Origin of the sequence: Pseudomonas sp. MWU13-3659 (assembly GCF_023757525.1) — a bacterium.
Lineage (GTDB): Bacteria > Pseudomonadota > Gammaproteobacteria > Pseudomonadales > Pseudomonadaceae > Aquipseudomonas > Aquipseudomonas entomophila_E.
The window spans coordinates 393484-408455 of record NZ_JAMSHW010000003.1 but is presented as its reverse complement, the minus strand read 5'-3'; the positions used below and the strand labels follow the sequence as shown (position 1 = coordinate 408455).

Genomic DNA, 14972 nt, shown 5'->3' with positions numbered 1-14972 from the left:
TACTTCATGCTGTATTCGCTTCAGGCACTCCGGGCATTCGCCGCCTGGCTGGTGGTCTGCCACCACTTCATGCAGATCTTCTTCGACTTCCACGCCACCGGCCCCCTCGGCCAACTGCTCAGCGACCGCGGGGCGGTCGGGGTGGACATCTTCTTCGTCATCAGTGGCCTGGTGATCTACCTCTCGACCCGCGACAAGGACATCGCTCCCAGGCAGTTCCTGCTCAACCGCGCCTTGCGCATCGTCCCGGCCTACTGGTTCTACACCCTGCTGATGGCGGCGCTGATGCTGGTCGCCAGCCGCTGGATGCCGCACCAGGTGTTCGCCTGGCAGCACCTGCTGTTGTCACTGCTGTTCATCCCGGCGGAAAACCCCGGCGGCTACGGCCTGTACCCGACCCTCAACGTGGGCTGGACGCTGAATTTCGAGATGTTCTTCTACCTGTTGTTCGGCCTGGCCTTCCTGGTGCGCCAGCGCCATCACCTGTTGCTGGTGACGGCGGCGTTGCTGCTGGTCAGTGAGGTGCTGGGCCGGTTGGGTGTGCTCAGCCGCTTCTACAACAACGACATCGTCTACGAATTCCTGCTGGGCATCGGCCTGGGCGTGCTGTATCGCCGAGGGTTGATCCGCGAGGGTCTGTGGCTGCCGTTGGGGCTGCTGGCCGTCGCCGCTTTCGCCCTGTACCACCTGGACGCTTCCCAACGGCTGTTGCACTGGGGCCTGCCCAGCGCGCTGGTGGTGCTGGCATTCATTGCCCTGGAGCCGTTTTTCAAGGGTAATCGAGTGCTCAAGGCGCTGGGCGACTGCTCCTACTCGGTGTACCTGATCCATGTGCTGGTGCTGTACGGCGGCCTGTTCGCCAGCCAGCGGCTGCAACTGAACCCCTACCTGGTGTTCGCCCTTTGCGTGCCGTCAATCGGACTAATGTCGTGGCTCAGCTATCAATGGCTGGAACGTGGCCTGTATACGCGGCTGCAAGGCTGGATCGCCGCCGAGCCTGCGCGGGAACCGGCCTTGGCGCTATCCCGAGTCAAATGCTAGGACTTTGTTCGAAGGCCGGGTTGGCGTACACTGCCGGCAAGTCTGTGAGGAACTTCCATGAGCGCTATAACCATTACCGACGCCGCCCATGATTACCTGGCCGATCTGCTCTCCAAGCAGAACACGCCTGGCATCGGCATCCGCATTTTCATCACCCAGCCGGGCACCCAGTACGCCGAGACCTGCATCGCCTACTGCAAGCCTGGCGAAGAGAAGCCCGACGACGAGCCGGTGGGCCTGAAGAGCTTCACCGCGTATCTCGACGCCGTCAGCGTGCCGTTTCTCGAAGACGCGCTGGTCGATTACGCCACCGACCGCATGGGCGGCCAGCTGACCATCAAGGCCCCCAACGCCAAGGTGCCGATGGTCAACGAAGACAGCCCGATCAACGAGCGAATCAATTATTACCTGCAGACCGAGATCAACCCAGGCCTGGCCAGCCACGGCGGCGCCGTGAGCCTGGTGGACGTGGTCGACGACGGCATCGCCGTGCTGCAGTTCGGTGGCGGTTGCCAGGGCTGCGGCCAGGCTGACGTGACGCTGAAGGAAGGCATCGAGCGCACCCTGCTCGAGCGTATTCCGGAGCTCAAGGGCGTGCGTGACGTGACTGACCACACCAACAAGGAAAACGCCTACTACTGATGTGGGTGTTGGCACTGGCCTCTTCGCCGGCAAAGCCGGCTCCTACAGTGGACTGCGCTGTACCTGTAGGAGCCGGCTTGCCGGCGATTTTCATTGATCCCTAGCAACAAACTGTTACGGATTCAACCCCTGCGACAACCGGTCGCGCCCCGGATTCAAAGGGCTGCAGCCAGATCCTCCCCAGGTCGGGTAGATGCTCGGGGGGTGTCATGCCAGAATGCGCCGGTTTTCGCTCGGCCCGCCCCAAGGGCCGGCACCTTCCCTGTAAAGGATGGTTCCATGACTGATCTGTTGACCCGGCGCGCGGTAGTCGCCGGGATGGGCGTACTGGGGCTTGGTTTGCTGGCGGGCTGCAGCCCGGCACGCGGCCTGGACTTCAAGTACGGCAAGAACATGAGCAACGAAATCCTCGGGCGCAAGTTCAAGCTCAAGGATACTCAAGGCAACGAGCGCACCCTGTCGAGCTTCTACGGCTCGATGCCGATGATCTTCTTCGGTTTCACCCAGTGCCCGGCAGTCTGCCCGACCGCGCTGGCGCGTGTGGCGCAGATCCGCAAGATACTCAAGGGCCGCGACCGTGACCTGTTCCAGCCGGTGTTGATCACCCTGGACCCAGAGCGCGACACCCCTGAAGTGCTCGACGCCTACGTCAAGGCGTTCGACCCGTCGATCGTCGCCCTGACCGGTACCCCCGAGGAAATCGCCGAGGTGGCCAAGGAATTCAAGGTGTTCTACGAAAAGGTTCCGGCCGGCGACACCTACACCATCTCTCACTCGTCCACCAGCTACGTCTACGATACGCGTGGCACCCTGCGCCTGAGCCTGGGCCATTCCCTGAACGCCAAGGAATGCGCCGAGGACCTGGTCACCCTGATGGAGATTTGCTGAATGTCGATGCAACCGATCAAGCGCGGCCTGGCCGCCCTGGCCCTGATGAGCCTGGCCCTGCCGGCCCTGGCCCAGACCACCGTGAGCGACGCCTGGGTGCGCGCCAGCGTGCCGCACCAGCAGTCCACCGGTGCCTTCATGACCCTTACCGCCAGCAGCGACAGCAAGCTGGTAAGCGTAGCTTCGCCCGTGGCCAAGACCGTGCAGGTGCACGAGATGACCATGAACGGCGATGTGATGGGCATGCGTGAGGTCAAGGCGGTCGAGCTGCCGGCCGGCAAGGCGGTGAAGCTGGACCCGAATGGTCTGCACGTGATGCTGATGGGCCTGAACCAGCAGGTGAAGGAAGGTGAGCAGGTGCCGCTGACCCTGATCATCGAGGATGCCAAGGGCGCGAAGGAAACCGTGCAGGTGCAGGCGCCGGTGCGTGCGCTGACCGCCGAGAGCGGCGGGCACGACCCTATGCACATGAACCACTGATCGACTGCGCCATCCCTGTAGGAGCGGCTTTAGCCGCGATCACCCGCGAAGCGGGTGCCATACACCGCGTCGCCTGCATCGCGGCTGAAGCCGCTCCTACAGGGAAGGGCGTAAACCCCGGTCTGACGCTCAGCTACGGAAACGTGGCAGCGGCCGTTCGATATTCAGCGAAGTCAGGGTCTTGCGCACCTGGGCTTCGTCGGCCTCCAGCGCCTTGAGGCTGGCGCGGATCTTGCCGGCGGCGGGTATGTCGCCCTGGCGGTCGATCCAGTCGGCGATCTCCTTGCAGGCGCTGCTCAGGCAGGCCTGGCGCTGGCTCATCAGCGACAGGAGCGTGGTGATTTCTCGTTCGGACATGACGCGATCCTCCATTCAGCCACTTGAGTGTAGCAGCGCCGTGCTGGCATGCAGGCGGGTTACACCAGGTTCAGGCAGGCCTGCCGGTAGGCCCCCGGCGTCACACCATAAGCTTGCTTGAACTGGCGGGTGAGGTGGCTTTGATCGGCAAAGCCCAGGGCCAGGGCGACTTCCAGCGCCGGCAGGCCACTCCTCAGGAACTCCCGTGCGCGGGCCAGGCGACGTTGCTTGAGCCAGGCGTGGGGCGGCAGGCCAGTGGCCTGGCGAAACACCCGGGCGAAGTGGAAGGGGGAGAGGTTCACCGCCGTCGCCAGGGCCTCAAGAGAAGGCGGTTCGGCCAGCTGGCTCTCCAACAGCTCACGGGCGCGAGCCACGGCCAGCGGTTCGTTGCCGGGGGCGGCAGGCTCGGCGCAATGGCCGTGGCGCTGCACCAGGGCGAGCACGGCGTGGCGCCAGGCGGTCTGTTGCTCCAGGGCGCTTGCGTTGCTCTCGGAGAGCTGGTGCAACTGGCTGAACGCGGCGGCCAGGGCCGGGTCCTGGATTACGCTGTCCTTGAACCGAGGCAGGCCGTGGCGGCCCAGCTCCAGCTCGTCGAGCACGCCGGTGACCCGCTCGTGCTCGGGATAGAAACCGCGATAGCGCCAGCCGGCCTCGTGGGCGGTGGCGCCGGTGTGCAGCTCGTCGGGGTTGATCAGCACCATGCTGCCTACCGGTGCCAGGTGCTCGCTGCCCCGGTGCCAGAAGCGTTGGGCGCCGGACTCGATTACCGTGAACACATAACCTTCATGCACGTGCGGGGCGAAGCGCTGCTGGATGTAGCGGGCGTGCAGCATCTCGACGTCGCCGAGGGCGGGCGCCTGCCACAGGTGGGCCTGTTCGCGCAGGGGCGTGCTCATGCCAGCCAGCTGCGCAGGAGAAAGAAGATCAGCATGCTCGCCAGCATGCTCAGCAACACGCTGCGGGTCAACAGCACCAGGGTGATGGCCACCAGTGAGCCGAGCAGGTAGGGGTTGAACGGGCTAAGGTCGAGTTGGTGCCCGGGCAGGAAGATGATCGGCCCGCAGATCGCCGTGAGCATGCCGGGCACGGCGAAACCGAGGAACTGCCGCGCGTTGGAGCTCAGGCGCAACGGCAGGCGCGGTTCGAGGAAGGCGTAGCGGTTGAGGAACACCACCGCGCCCATGGCGAAGATCAGCAGCCAGATCATGAGCGGCCTCCGGAAAATTTCTGGCAGACGAAGCCGGCGGCCATGCCCAGCAAGCCGGCGGCCACCAGGGCGGTTTCCCAGTGCCAGTAGCTGAACAGCACCGAGCAGAACAGCGACACCGCCACGCACACCACGGTAGGCAGGTTGCGTACCAGCGGTGCGATCAGCGCGACGAAGGTGGCGACGATGGAGAAGTCCAGGCCTAGTTGGTCCAGGTGCGGGATGTTCTGGCCGAGGACGATGCCGGCCAGGGTGAACAGGTTCCACGCCACATAGAATGTCAGGCCCACACCCAGCGCGTACCAGCGGTTGAACTGCTGCTGGTCGTGGTGGCTGGTAAGGGCGAAGAATTCATCGGTGAGCAGAAAGCCCAGGCCCAGCCGCCAGCGGGTCGGCAAACCGGACATCACCGGGCGCATCGACAGCCCGTAGAGCAGGTGCTGTGAAGTCAGCAGCAGAGTGGTAAGCAGGATCGAGAACAGGTTGGCGCCGCCCTTGAGCATGCCAATGGCCACCAGTTGCGCGGCACCGGCGAAGACGATGGCCGACAGGCCCTGGCCCTCCCAGGCGCTGAGGTTGGCCTCGATGGCCATGGAGCCGGCGAGCAGGCCCCAGGGGGCGACGGCCAGGGACAGTGGCAAGATGGCGATGGCACCTTTGAGGAAGGCGTGGCGGGCAATGGGCGGGCTGGACATGGGCAAGGCAACGGTTCGACAGGGCTGGCCAGCATGCCAGAGCAGTGAGGGGCTGGCTTGAACGATCTTGCTGCGCACAAGAACACAACGTGGCAGTTCTGTAGGTAACCTCAAGCCTTGCGCGTTCCCTGTAGGAGCGGCCTTGTGCCGCGAAAGGGCCGCAAGGCGGCCCCGACGATCGTTGCTCGACGTTGAACTCCTGGGGCCGCTACGCAGCCCTTTCGCGGCACAAGGCCGCTCCTACAAGGTTGGGGTATATCCCGAAAATCCTGCAAGGCAGTTGCGCCCACTAGATGTTCAGCGGTTGCGGGCCAATCGTTGCTGCGCTGCGGCGCAGCCATTGATGTCAACGGCTTTCTGCATCAGCGCCTGGCGATGTTGCGGGTCCAGCTCGCCGAGCAGGCGGTAGACCTCGGCCTGGTAATCACGCTGGCGCCCCCATTGCATTTCCAGCCCTTGCGGCCGGCTGCGGCTGCAAGCCAGGTGCGTTGCCGGCTGGGGATAGTACGGGGCGTACAGGGTGGCCATGCTGGGGATCGCCTCCAGCGCCTGGCGGTAGGCAGGGCTGGCGCTGTAGGTGGAGCACCAGCGGGCGATGGCCAGGGCCGGTGGCGCGAAGCCCTGCTTGAGGCTGGCTTCGAGCAACGGGCAGGCGGCATCGGCGATCTGCCCGGCAGGTAGATAGGTGGTGTAGTACAGGGCCAGGCGATACTGGGCCACCGGGTGGTCGAGGGCGACGGACTTCTTCAGCAACGCCACCGCCGTGGGCAGGGTGCGGGCCAGGGCCTGGCCCTGGCGGCTGAGCTCCGGGTCGCCGGCGCTGGTACGCAGGGGGCTGGCCGTGTCGTCCTGGTTGTCGGCCTGCTCCAGCAAGGGGAGGGCCTGGCGATAGAGCAGGTCGGCATGCGGGTCGATGCTCACGTCGAGTGCCTGCGCAGCGAAGGAGGTCAGCAGCAGCGGCAGCAGGGCTGCATGGGCGCTACGGCGCTTGGGGGCGGCTTCGATGGTCATGACAGGTGCGCGGGTGCCTCAGGCGGATCAGGAGCGATGACCGGCCTATTCTATCCACCCGAGTGTGTTCGACGATAGTCAGGGAATTCCTTATCAGACGAGCTTGATCGGCATGACCTTGCGCTGGGCGTATTTTTCCTGGGCCAGGCCAAGTTTGGCGGTGATCACCTTGGCCAGGGCGTTGTTGCCCAGGTCGTTGAAATGCAGGCGGTCGGCGAACAGGCTTTCAGCGAACACCGGCGAGCTGCTGAGCATGCTGTTCATGTCGTAGCAGGGGACGGGGTCGGCCTGGCTCTTGATGCGGCGGAAGAAAGCCATGTGCAGCTGGCTGTCGAAGGCGCCATCAATGAGGCGATCGAAATTGGACGGCTGTTGTTCGAGCCGCTCGAGCATGGCCTGCTCGCCGGCCGGTAGCGCTTCCCTGCACCAGGGCAGCAGGGGCTGGAGGATGAAGGTCAGGGTGGTGTGGCCGTCGGCCAGCAAGCGGTCCCACTGGCGCAGTGTGCGGCCGATGCTGTCGGCGGCGCGGATCAGGCGTTTATCCGGGCTGGACACCGGCTCCAGTGCGGGGCAGGGGCCCGGGCGACGCGGCGCCAGGGCGTGGCCCAGGCGTTGCCACAAGGAGTCACGGCGCGGTTCCTCAGCGGGCTGGACGCCTTCATGGAAGCGGTTGAAAAAGTCCTGTTGCCCGGTTTGCGTGCTGGTCATTATTTCGCCCAGCGTTTCCTGGGCCAGCGTATTCAGCCCACTGAACACCACGACATGGCCAATCTGGCCGAAGCGGTGCTGGTGGGTGAGGAACATCAGCAGTTCCTGGGTGGCATTGAGCCCACAACCGGCCAGGTTGAGCCAGATCTCGCCGGTCAGCAGCGAGAGGTACGAGGCCACCGTGTGTTCGTCGGAGCTGGCGCCGATGCCCATCGCGGTCGAGCCGCCCACCAGCAGGTTGACCCGCGCCAGGCCACCGCGCTCGGCGACCGAGAAGCGCTTGCCGGCGAAATGGCTGTAGCGCATGCCCAGGGCGTCGGTATTGATGGTACCGGAGCGGTAGCCGCGCTCATGCACGTAGAGCGTGTGCGGAATACGCCGGCTGCCCAGCTGGAGGAAGCGCTGGTAGTCATGCTGCAGGGGATGGGTGCTGCCCATGGGGTCTGCCACTGAGGTGTCGAGGATCGTCATGGGCGCTCCTGGGTTGATGGGCAATGGGTTCAGGCTGCCAGTTCCCTGAGGTTGTAGCCCAGGCCGACGATGGCGATGAGCAGCAGCGCAACCCCGGAGGCCAGGCTGATCAGCCGGCTGCTGCGCTGCGAGGCGATCTTGCCGATGGCGAAGATGTACAGGCTGAGCACAGCGAAATCGATGGCGATCCACAGCAGCGACAGCACCACCATGCTCTTGCCGAACGATTCGGTGATCTGGATGAACTGTGGGAAGAAGGAGATGAAGAAGATGATGTCCTTGGGGTTGGAGATGCCCACCATGAACCCCTGGACCAGACCGCCTCGGCCTGTCGGCACCGCGCTGGGGGCGGTTTCGACCGGTGCCTGAAGGGCCTCGCGCAGGGTGCCCACGGCGATGTAGCCGATGAACAGGCAACCCAGCAGGCTCATGCCGTTGAGCCAGGCCTTGTCGATGGCCGCGCTGGTCATGATGATCCAGGCGGCGGCGCCGATCAGCACCAGCGACGCCCAGTTGGTGCCGACGGCGGTGAACAGGGCCTTGCGCGAGCCGGAGGCGGCGGCGGTGTTGACGATCAGTGCCACCACCGGGCCAGGCGTGGCGATCAGCAGCAGGACGGTGAGGGCGTAGGTGGCGGTCAGGGCGGTATTCACGTTCAATTCTCGATCAGTGAGTCAGATGTTGCTTGTGCATGGAACGGGCAGCGCGCGGGGTTCAGCGAGCCGGGCTCCTGCAGTTGGTACTGTTTCCATTCGAAGTTGTCACCGTGGCCGAAGAAGCCGAGGGTTTCCGGCATCACGCCGTCGTTGTAGTGACGGACCCGGTCGCGAATACGCGCGCGGATGCGCTGGCCGCTTTCGGTGGAGGCGCTGGCGACTTCGTCGAAGCTCTCGCGGGCGTTGATCACGAAGGCGATATGCTTGCCCAGGTTGCGGCTTTTCATCTGTTGATGGCCCGGGAAGCTCATGTTGATGAACAGCGGCATGCCGGCGAAGCAGAACGACCAGTGCGCGTCGTGCGGGTCCTGGGGGACGGCTTCAGGCCAGGGCTGCGGGTCGCGGGCATGGACCTGGCGCAGCACATCCCAGGCCAGGGCCTGCTGGTCGCTCAACGTGGTGTCCGATGCGGTCTCGAGGAACACCAGCAGCGGATGGCCGATGCGCTGCTTTATCGGCAGCGGTTCGACAGTGCGGACGTAGTCGGCCAGCCCCCGGGCGATGTCGTCGGCCAGTTGCTGCGCACGGGCGAAGATGATGTGGCAGGTGCGCGCGGTGACCGCCTTGCGCCCGAACAGGCACGGGAAGTCGGGGTTGGCGAGGGTTTCCTTGAAATGTTCTATGGTCTTGTGCGTCCAGTGGTGTCTGTTCTGCACATGTTCATCGGCCAGCTCTAGCGCATCCAGGCGGTAGCAGTTTCCATAACCCGTAAACATGATTTCCCCAAATCTATCCAAATGCAGCGTTAAATAACTTTTCCGTATTATTCAGGCGGTTTGGCTATAGATAATTGTTATTTACCGGCATTTTCCGAGATGGATCCTGCGTTGTAAAACGCCTGGAACTATGACCTACTATTAGCCTCACTCATGCTCTGGATGGCGGCGATGTCGGAACGGATTCAAGCCTTGCACGCCCTGCGTGCCTTCGAAGTGGCCTCGCGCTACGGCTCTTTCACCCGTGCAGCACAGGAACTGGCGCTCACCCAGGGCGCGGTCAGCCATCACATCAAGACCCTTGAAGCCATGTTCGGCTGCGACTTGTTCGAGCGGCGTGGCCCCAAGCTGCGCCTGACCGAGCACGGCCAGTTGCTGGCCCAGGAGCTCAAGGTCGGTTTCAAGATCATCGAGAATGCCTGCGCGTTGTTGCGCCAGGACCGCTACGGCCTGCGCCTGAAGGCACCGTCGACATTGACCGTGCGCTGGTTGCTACGGGCCCTGGATGGCTTCAAGAAGGTCGACAACAGCTGTTCGGTGCAGTTGTCGAGTGTATGGATGGATATCGATGCGGTGGACTTCTACTCCGAGCCCTATGATTGCGCCATCCTGCTGGGCAACGGGCGTTTCCCGGCGGACGTGGAGAACCTGAAGCTGTTCGATGAATGGCTGATTCCGGTGTGCCACCCGGCGTACCTGGATAGCCCCGCGCCGGAGCTGACGGCGCTCAGGCACTGTGAATTCCTGCACCCTTCACCAGACCGGCGTGACTGGCGCCGCTGGCTGGCGCGCATGGACGCGCTGGATATCAGCATCGACCAGGGCCAGGTGTTCGACACCCTCGACCAGGGTATTTCGGCGGCTCAGCAGGGCCTGGGCATCTCGGTGGTCGACCTGGTGCTGGCCAGCGCCGACCTGGCGGCCGGCAACCTGATCACCCCGTTCCCGCACGCGGTGGCCACCGGCGACGGCTATTACATGACCTGGCTCAAATCCAGCCCCAAGGCCCGGCAGATGCAGAAGCTGCGCGACTTCCTGCTGGGCCAGGTACCGCCGTTGCCGCACCGGGACATCAACTACCTGTACGGCTGACCTGGCTCGCGGGGAGCACCCGCTCGAGCATGAAGTCGATGAACACCCGCAGCTTCGGTGGCATCTGCCGGCCGGACGGCCACAGCAGGTAGAAGCTGCCGCGCCGCTCCATGAAACTGTCGAGCACACTCACCAGGTTGCCGCTGGCCAGTTCCTTGCGCACGCTGAAGTCCGGCAGGCAGGTGATGCCGCGGTGGTTGAGGGCGAAGCAGATCCGTGTCTCGACGTGGTTGCAGACCATCGAGATGGGGATGTCGTAGTCCTGCTCGGGGTGTTCCCGGCGCAGCGGCCAGGTTTCCAGCTTGCCGCTGCTGGGGAAGCGGTAATGCAGGCAACTGTGCCCGGCAAGCTCACGCGGATGCTGCGGCGTGCCGCGCTCGCGCAGGTACTCCGGCGAGGCCACCAGGCAATGCTGGAAGTGCCCGAGGAACTTGGCGTTCAGGCGCGAATCCAGGGGTTGACCGCCGCGCATCACAATGTCGAAGCCTTCGCCGACGATGTCCACCATGCGGTCGCTGAAGTCCAGGTCGAGCTCGATATCCGGATAGCGCGCCATGAACTCGGCCAGTGCCGGCATCACCAGGCCGGTCACCTGCGGCAAGCTGACCCGCAGCCGCCCGCGTGGCGTGCCGCTGGCTTGCGAGAGCGCCTGTTCGGTGGCCTCGATCTCGGCAAGGATGCGCCGGCTGCGTTCGAGGAACAGCGCGCCCTCGGCGGTCAGGGTGATGCTGCGGGTGCTGCGGTGGAACAGGCGCACCCCCAGCCGGGCTTCCAGGCGCGCCACACGCTTGCCTACCGCCGAGGCGCTGATGCCCAGCGACTGCCCGGCTGCGACGAAGCTGCGGGTTTCGGCGACCCGGTTGAAGACCACGAAGCCGCTGAGGCTGTCCATGTTGCACTCCGATTGCGGACATCGATGTCCTGGGTGAGCGGAATTCTACCCGTCTTTTTCCGGAATACCGCAACACCGCAAGATGCTTGCCTCGATTGAACCCAGGAGGCACCCATGAATTCCACATCCACCGCGGCCAGCGTCAATGAACCCGCCGCCAGTGCCGCACGGCTGCCGTTGAGCGGCCTGCTGGCCCTGGCCCTGACCGGCTTCATCGCGATTCTCAGTGAAACGTTGCCGGCGGGCCTGCTCGACCAGATCGCCGATGGCATGGCGATCAGTCAGGCCATGGCCGGGCAGTGGGTCACTGCCTACGCGCTCGGCTCGCTGCTCACCGCCATCCCGCTGGTGACCCTGACCCAGGGGTGGTGGCGCCGGCGTGCGTTGTTGCTGGCCATTGGCGGTTTCATCCTGTTCAACGGCCTGACCGCGCTCTCCAGCGACAATCACCTGACACTGGTGCTGCGCTTCCTGAGCGGCGCCGCCGGCGGGCTGGCCTGGGGCTTGATCGCCGGGCATGCGCGGCGCATGGTGGCGCCGGCGCAGCAGGGCAAGGCGATGGCGGTGGCCATGCTTGGGCAGCCCATCGCCTTGTCGCTGGGGCTGCCCATTGCCACCTGGCTGGGGGCCTGGCTGGGCTGGCGTGCCACCTTCGTGGTGGTGACCCTGGCCGCGTTGCTGCTGGCGGCCTGGGTGCTGCGGGCCGTGCCGGATTTTCCGGGGCAGGTGGCCGGTAGACGCCCGGCGGCCTCGCAGGTGCTGCGCACGCCGGGGGTGGCGCGGGTGCTGCTGGTGATCCTGGCGTGGATCCTCGGGCATAACATTCTGTACACCTACATCGTGCCGTTGCTGGCGGCGGCGGGTCTGGCAGGGGAGGTGGGCCAGGTGCTGATGACCTTCGGCCTGGCCTCGCTGGCGGGGATCGTGCTGGTCGGGTTGGGTGTCGACCGGCGCCTGCGTGGGCTGGTGTTGCTCAGCCTGGGCGGGTTCGCCTTGGCGACCCTGGCGCTTGGGCATCTGCAGGGTTCGACTTGGCTGGTGCATGGCAGCGTGGCTTTGTGGGGGCTGACCTATGGCGGCGCGCCGACCTTGCTGCAGACAGCCTGCGCCGATGCGGCGGGCGAGGGCGGGGATGTCGCCCAGTCGATGTTGGTGACGGTGTGGAATAGCGCGATTGCCCTGGGCGGGATCGTGGGCGGGTTGTTATTGACGGGCGCGGGGGTTGGGTCGTTTGGCGCGGTGGTGCTCGTGCTGGTTGCAGTGGCGTGGTTGCTGGCCTTCAGCGGGCGGCGATCGGGATTTGTTGCTGGCGCAAGATAGCCTGCGCCCCCTGTAGGAGCCGGCCTTGCCGGCGAACCAGGCGACGCGGTGGATGGCACCGGCCGTGCCGGTGTTCGCCGGCAAGCCGGCTCCTACACAGGAGTCCGGCGTCGTTGAGATCGATACCTGAGGTCGTGGCACACTTTGTAGGAGCCGGCCTTGCCGGCGAACCAGGCGACGCGGTGGATGGCACCGGCCGTGCCGGCGAACCAGGCGCCTACAGGAATGCATCGTCTGGCGCGGTTAGGCGGTAGAATCAGCCATCGAGCACGACGACCAGAGGTTCATGCGGTGCAGCTGCAACAGGGGTTTGTCCTAACCCGTCATTGGCATGACACGCCCGAAGGCACTTGCGTGGAGTACTGGCTGGCCACCGACCAGGGGCCGCGGCGCCTGCGCCTGGCCGCGCAACCCTCGGTGGCGTTCATTCCCGTCGAGCACGGCGAGCACGCCAGGGCGTTGTTGGCGGGCGAGCAGGGCGTCGCGCTCAAGCCCCTGCAACTGCGTGACTTCGACCAGCGCCCGGTGCTGGGCCTGTACTGCCAGCAGCACCGTCAGCTGATCGCCCTCGACAAGCGCCTGCGCAGCGCCGGCGTAGAAGTCTACGAGGCCGACATCCGCCCCCCCGAGCGCTACCTGATGGAGCGTTTCATCACCGCCCCGGTGCGTTTCGACGGCCGCCCCGACGACCACGGCGTACTGCACGACGCCCAGCTCAAGCACGATCCGGACTACCGCCCACCCCTGCGCCTGGTGTCGCTGGACATCGAAACCAGCGAGCGCGGCGAGCTGTACAGCATCGCCCTGGAAGGTTGCGGCCAGCGCGACGTGTACATGCTCGGCCCGGCCAACGGCACGGCCTGCGAGGTGGACTTCGCCCTGCATTACTGCGCCGACCGTGCCGCGCTGATCGACAACCTCAACCAGTGGCTGGCCCGCCATGACCCGGACGCGATCATCGGCTGGAACCTGGTGCAGTTCGACCTGCGCCTGCTGCACGAGCATGCCCAGCGCCTCAACGTGCCGTTGTGCCTGGGCCGCGATGGCGCGCCAATGCACCTGCGCGAGCACGGCAGCCGCAGCCACTTCTTCGCCGAGGCGCCCGGCCGGTTGCTGATCGATGGCATCGAGGCCTTACGTTCGGCGACCTGGAGCTTCCCGTCGTTCAGCCTGGAAAGCGTTGCCCAGCACTTGTTGGGTGAAGGCAAGGCCATCGACACGCCGTACCAGCGGATGGACGAGATCAACCGTATGTTCGCTGAGGACAAGCCGGCCCTGGCCCGTTACAACCTCAAGGACTGCGAGCTGGTCACGCGGATCTTCGCCCACACCCGGCTGCTCGACTTCCTCCTCGAACGGGCGTCGGTCACCGGCCTGGCGGTGGACCGCAGCGGCGGCTCGGTGGCCGCGTTCTGCCACCTGTACATCCCGCACATGCACCGGATGGGCTATGTCGCGCCGAACCTGGGCAGCCGCGAGGGAGAAGCCAGCCCGGGCGGTTTCGTCATGGACTCGCGGCCCGGGTTGTACGATTCGGTGCTGGTGCTGGACTACAAGAGCCTGTATCCCTCGATCATCCGCACTTTCCTGATCGACCCGGTGGGCCTGGTCGAAGGCCTGCGTCAAACGGACGACGCGCATTCGGTCGAAGGCTTTCGTGGTGCGCGCTTCTCGCGCCGCCAGCACTGCCTGCCGGCCATCGTCGAGCGCGTGTGGCAGGGGCGCGAGGCGGCCAAGCGCGACGGCAATGCGGCCTTGTCCCAGGCGTTGAAAATCATCATGAACGCCTTCTACGGGGTGCTTGGTTCCAGCGGCTGCCGTTTCTTCGACCCGCGCCTGGCCTCGTCGATCACGATGCGCGGGCACCAGATCATGCGCCAGACCCGGCTGTTGATCGAGGCGCGCGGATTCGACGTGATCTATGGCGACACCGATTCCACCTTCGTCTGGCTCAAGGGCGCCCACGACGAAGACGCGGCAGCCCGTATCGGCCGCGAGCTGGTGGCCGAGGTCAACCAGTGGTGGCGCCGGCACCTGGGTGAAACCATGGGCCTGGAAAGCGCCCTGGAATTGCAGTACGAAACCCATTACCGGCGCTTTCTGATGCCGACCATCCGTGGCGCGGAGGAGGGCAGCAAGAAGCGCTACGCCGGCCTGGTGCGCCGTGCCGACGGCAGCGAGGAGATGGTCTACAAGGGGCTGGAGTCGGTGCGCACCGACTGGTCGCCCCTGGCCCGCCAGTTCCAGCAGGAGCTCTATGGGCGGATCTTCCGCGGGCAGCCGTATCGTGACTATCTGCGCGACTACGTGGAGCGCACGATGGCCGGCGAGCTGGACGAACTGCTGATCTACCGCAAGCGCCTGCGCCGTCCGCTGGCCGACTACCAGCGCAACGTGCCGCCCCATGTGCGCGCCGCAAGGCTTGCGGACGAGTACAACCGCCGCCTCGGGCGCCCGCTGCAGTATCAACGTGGCGGCTGGATCAGCTATGTCATCACCACGGCCGGCCCCGAGCCGCTGGAAAACCGCCAGGCGCCCATCGACCACGAGCACTACCTGACCCGGCAGTTGCAGCCGGTGGCCGACGCCATCCTGCCCTTCGTTGCCGAGCGCAGCATCGACCTGCGCAGCCTCAAGCAACTCACTTTCAACTTCTAGAGCGGCGGCCGGCCACGCTCAGGTTCTCCTAAGTCTTGCCCGGTAGCCTCCCTCCCCAGAAACCGCGACAGGTCCCTG

General features: G+C 65.4%; 16 protein-coding genes. 7 read left to right on the top strand and 9 right to left on the bottom strand.

Annotated elements, in window-relative coordinates; all coding sequences use genetic code 11:
* Positions 1–6 precede the first annotated feature (6 nt).
* The 4 genes from NGM28_RS06735 (at position 7) to NGM28_RS06720 (ending at position 3051) form a co-directional block, all read left to right on the top strand.
* Positions 7–1041, top strand: coding sequence for an acyltransferase family protein (locus NGM28_RS06735; RefSeq protein WP_252089287.1), 1035 nt, complete (start codon positions 7–9; stop codon positions 1039–1041).
* A 57-nt stretch (positions 1042–1098) separates the two neighbouring features.
* Positions 1099–1683: a Fe-S biogenesis protein NfuA gene (gene nfuA, locus NGM28_RS06730; protein ID WP_011534517.1), complete on the top strand. Its 585-nt coding sequence runs from the start codon at positions 1099–1101 to the stop codon at positions 1681–1683.
* A 279-nt stretch (positions 1684–1962) separates the two neighbouring features.
* On the top strand, positions 1963–2571 hold the full coding sequence (locus tag NGM28_RS06725) for an SCO family protein (protein ID WP_240064400.1): 609 nt from the start codon (positions 1963–1965) through the stop codon (positions 2569–2571).
* Positions 2572–3051, top strand: a complete 480-nt coding sequence (locus NGM28_RS06720; RefSeq protein ID WP_240064401.1) for a copper chaperone PCu(A)C — start codon at positions 2572–2574, stop codon at positions 3049–3051.
* Positions 3052–3180: 129 nt separating this feature from the next.
* Here NGM28_RS06720 and NGM28_RS06715 read toward each other — a convergent pair whose 3' ends face one another.
* The 8 genes from NGM28_RS06715 to NGM28_RS06680 all read right to left on the bottom strand — a co-directional run bounded on the left by NGM28_RS06715 (position 3181) and on the right by NGM28_RS06680 (position 8932).
* Positions 3181–3408 (bottom strand): hypothetical protein, encoded by a 228-nt coding sequence (locus NGM28_RS06715; RefSeq protein WP_213657398.1) that lies wholly within the window; start codon positions 3406–3408, stop codon positions 3181–3183.
* Between the two features lie 59 nt (positions 3409–3467).
* On the bottom strand, positions 3468–4304 hold the full coding sequence (locus NGM28_RS06710; protein ID WP_240064402.1) for an AraC family transcriptional regulator: 837 nt from the start codon (positions 4302–4304) through the stop codon (positions 3468–3470).
* On the bottom strand, positions 4301–4615 hold the full coding sequence (locus tag NGM28_RS06705; protein WP_240064403.1) for an AzlD domain-containing protein: 315 nt from the start codon (positions 4613–4615) through the stop codon (positions 4301–4303). The genes NGM28_RS06710 and NGM28_RS06705 overlap by 4 nt, the downstream gene beginning before the upstream one ends.
* Positions 4612–5310 carry an AzlC family ABC transporter permease gene (locus NGM28_RS06700; RefSeq protein ID WP_275679233.1) on the bottom strand — a complete coding sequence of 233 codons (699 nt, stop codon included), beginning with the start codon at positions 5308–5310 and terminating at the stop codon, positions 4612–4614. The genes NGM28_RS06705 and NGM28_RS06700 overlap by 4 nt, the downstream gene beginning before the upstream one ends.
* A 297-nt stretch (positions 5311–5607) precedes the next feature.
* Positions 5608–6321 (bottom strand): sel1 repeat family protein, encoded by a 714-nt coding sequence (locus NGM28_RS06695; RefSeq protein ID WP_252089286.1) that lies wholly within the window; start codon positions 6319–6321, stop codon positions 5608–5610.
* A 93-nt stretch (positions 6322–6414) separates the two neighbouring features.
* Positions 6415–7500: a hypothetical protein gene (locus tag NGM28_RS06690; RefSeq protein WP_240064405.1), complete on the bottom strand. Its 1086-nt coding sequence runs from the start codon at positions 7498–7500 to the stop codon at positions 6415–6417.
* A gap of 29 nt (positions 7501–7529) precedes the next feature.
* The gene (locus NGM28_RS06685; protein ID WP_240064406.1) at positions 7530–8153 is read right to left on the bottom strand and encodes a LysE family translocator; all 624 of its coding nucleotides are present in this window, start codon (positions 8151–8153) and stop codon (positions 7530–7532) included.
* A 2-nt stretch (positions 8154–8155) separates the two neighbouring features.
* Positions 8156–8932 carry a YqcI/YcgG family protein gene (locus NGM28_RS06680; RefSeq protein ID WP_240064407.1) on the bottom strand — a complete coding sequence of 259 codons (777 nt, stop codon included), beginning with the start codon at positions 8930–8932 and terminating at the stop codon, positions 8156–8158.
* A 171-nt stretch (positions 8933–9103) separates the two neighbouring features.
* On the opposite strand from NGM28_RS06680, the gene NGM28_RS06675 reads away from it, so the two are divergent.
* Positions 9104–10024 carry a LysR substrate-binding domain-containing protein gene (locus NGM28_RS06675; RefSeq protein WP_240064408.1) on the top strand — a complete coding sequence of 307 codons (921 nt, stop codon included), beginning with the start codon at positions 9104–9106 and terminating at the stop codon, positions 10022–10024.
* On the opposite strand, the gene NGM28_RS06670 is transcribed toward NGM28_RS06675, so the two are convergent.
* On the bottom strand, positions 10005–10916 hold the full coding sequence (locus NGM28_RS06670; RefSeq protein ID WP_240064409.1) for a LysR family transcriptional regulator: 912 nt from the start codon (positions 10914–10916) through the stop codon (positions 10005–10007). The two genes, NGM28_RS06675 and NGM28_RS06670, sit on opposite strands and share 20 nt — an antisense overlap.
* A 114-nt stretch (positions 10917–11030) precedes the next feature.
* On the opposite strand from NGM28_RS06670, the gene NGM28_RS06665 reads away from it, so the two are divergent.
* Positions 11031–12236 (top strand): MFS transporter, encoded by a 1206-nt coding sequence (locus tag NGM28_RS06665; RefSeq protein WP_252089285.1) that lies wholly within the window; start codon positions 11031–11033, stop codon positions 12234–12236.
* A 291-nt stretch (positions 12237–12527) separates the two neighbouring features.
* Entirely contained in the window at positions 12528–14894 is a 2367-nt protein-coding gene (locus tag NGM28_RS06660) for a DNA polymerase II (RefSeq protein ID WP_252089284.1), read from the top strand.
* The last annotated feature ends 78 nt before the right edge of the window (positions 14895–14972 follow it).

Excerpts from the sequence above, each read along its gene's own strand:
- NGM28_RS06735 (WP_252089287.1), top strand. The coding sequence starts at position 7 with ATGCTGTATTCGCTTCAGGCACTCCGGGCATTCGCCGCCTGGCTGGTG.
- nfuA (WP_011534517.1), top strand. The coding sequence starts at position 1,099 with ATGAGCGCTATAACCATTACCGACGCCGCCCATGATTACCTGGCCGAT.
- NGM28_RS06725 (WP_240064400.1), top strand. The coding sequence starts at position 1,963 with ATGACTGATCTGTTGACCCGGCGCGCGGTAGTCGCCGGGATGGGCGTA.
- NGM28_RS06720 (WP_240064401.1), top strand. The coding sequence starts at position 2,572 with ATGTCGATGCAACCGATCAAGCGCGGCCTGGCCGCCCTGGCCCTGATG.
- NGM28_RS06715 (WP_213657398.1), bottom strand. The coding sequence starts at position 3,408 with ATGTCCGAACGAGAAATCACCACGCTCCTGTCGCTGATGAGCCAGCGC.
- NGM28_RS06710 (WP_240064402.1), bottom strand. The coding sequence starts at position 4,304 with ATGAGCACGCCCCTGCGCGAACAGGCCCACCTGTGGCAGGCGCCCGCC.
- NGM28_RS06705 (WP_240064403.1), bottom strand. The coding sequence starts at position 4,615 with ATGATCTGGCTGCTGATCTTCGCCATGGGCGCGGTGGTGTTCCTCAAC.
- NGM28_RS06700 (WP_275679233.1), bottom strand. The coding sequence starts at position 5,310 with ATGTCCAGCCCGCCCATTGCCCGCCACGCCTTCCTCAAAGGTGCCATC.
- NGM28_RS06695 (WP_252089286.1), bottom strand. The coding sequence starts at position 6,321 with ATGACCATCGAAGCCGCCCCCAAGCGCCGTAGCGCCCATGCAGCCCTG.
- NGM28_RS06690 (WP_240064405.1), bottom strand. The coding sequence starts at position 7,500 with ATGACGATCCTCGACACCTCAGTGGCAGACCCCATGGGCAGCACCCAT.
- NGM28_RS06680 (WP_240064407.1), bottom strand. The coding sequence starts at position 8,932 with ATGTTTACGGGTTATGGAAACTGCTACCGCCTGGATGCGCTAGAGCTG.
- NGM28_RS06675 (WP_240064408.1), top strand. The coding sequence starts at position 9,104 with ATGTCGGAACGGATTCAAGCCTTGCACGCCCTGCGTGCCTTCGAAGTG.
- NGM28_RS06670 (WP_240064409.1), bottom strand. The coding sequence starts at position 10,916 with ATGGACAGCCTCAGCGGCTTCGTGGTCTTCAACCGGGTCGCCGAAACC.
- NGM28_RS06665 (WP_252089285.1), top strand. The coding sequence starts at position 11,031 with ATGAATTCCACATCCACCGCGGCCAGCGTCAATGAACCCGCCGCCAGT.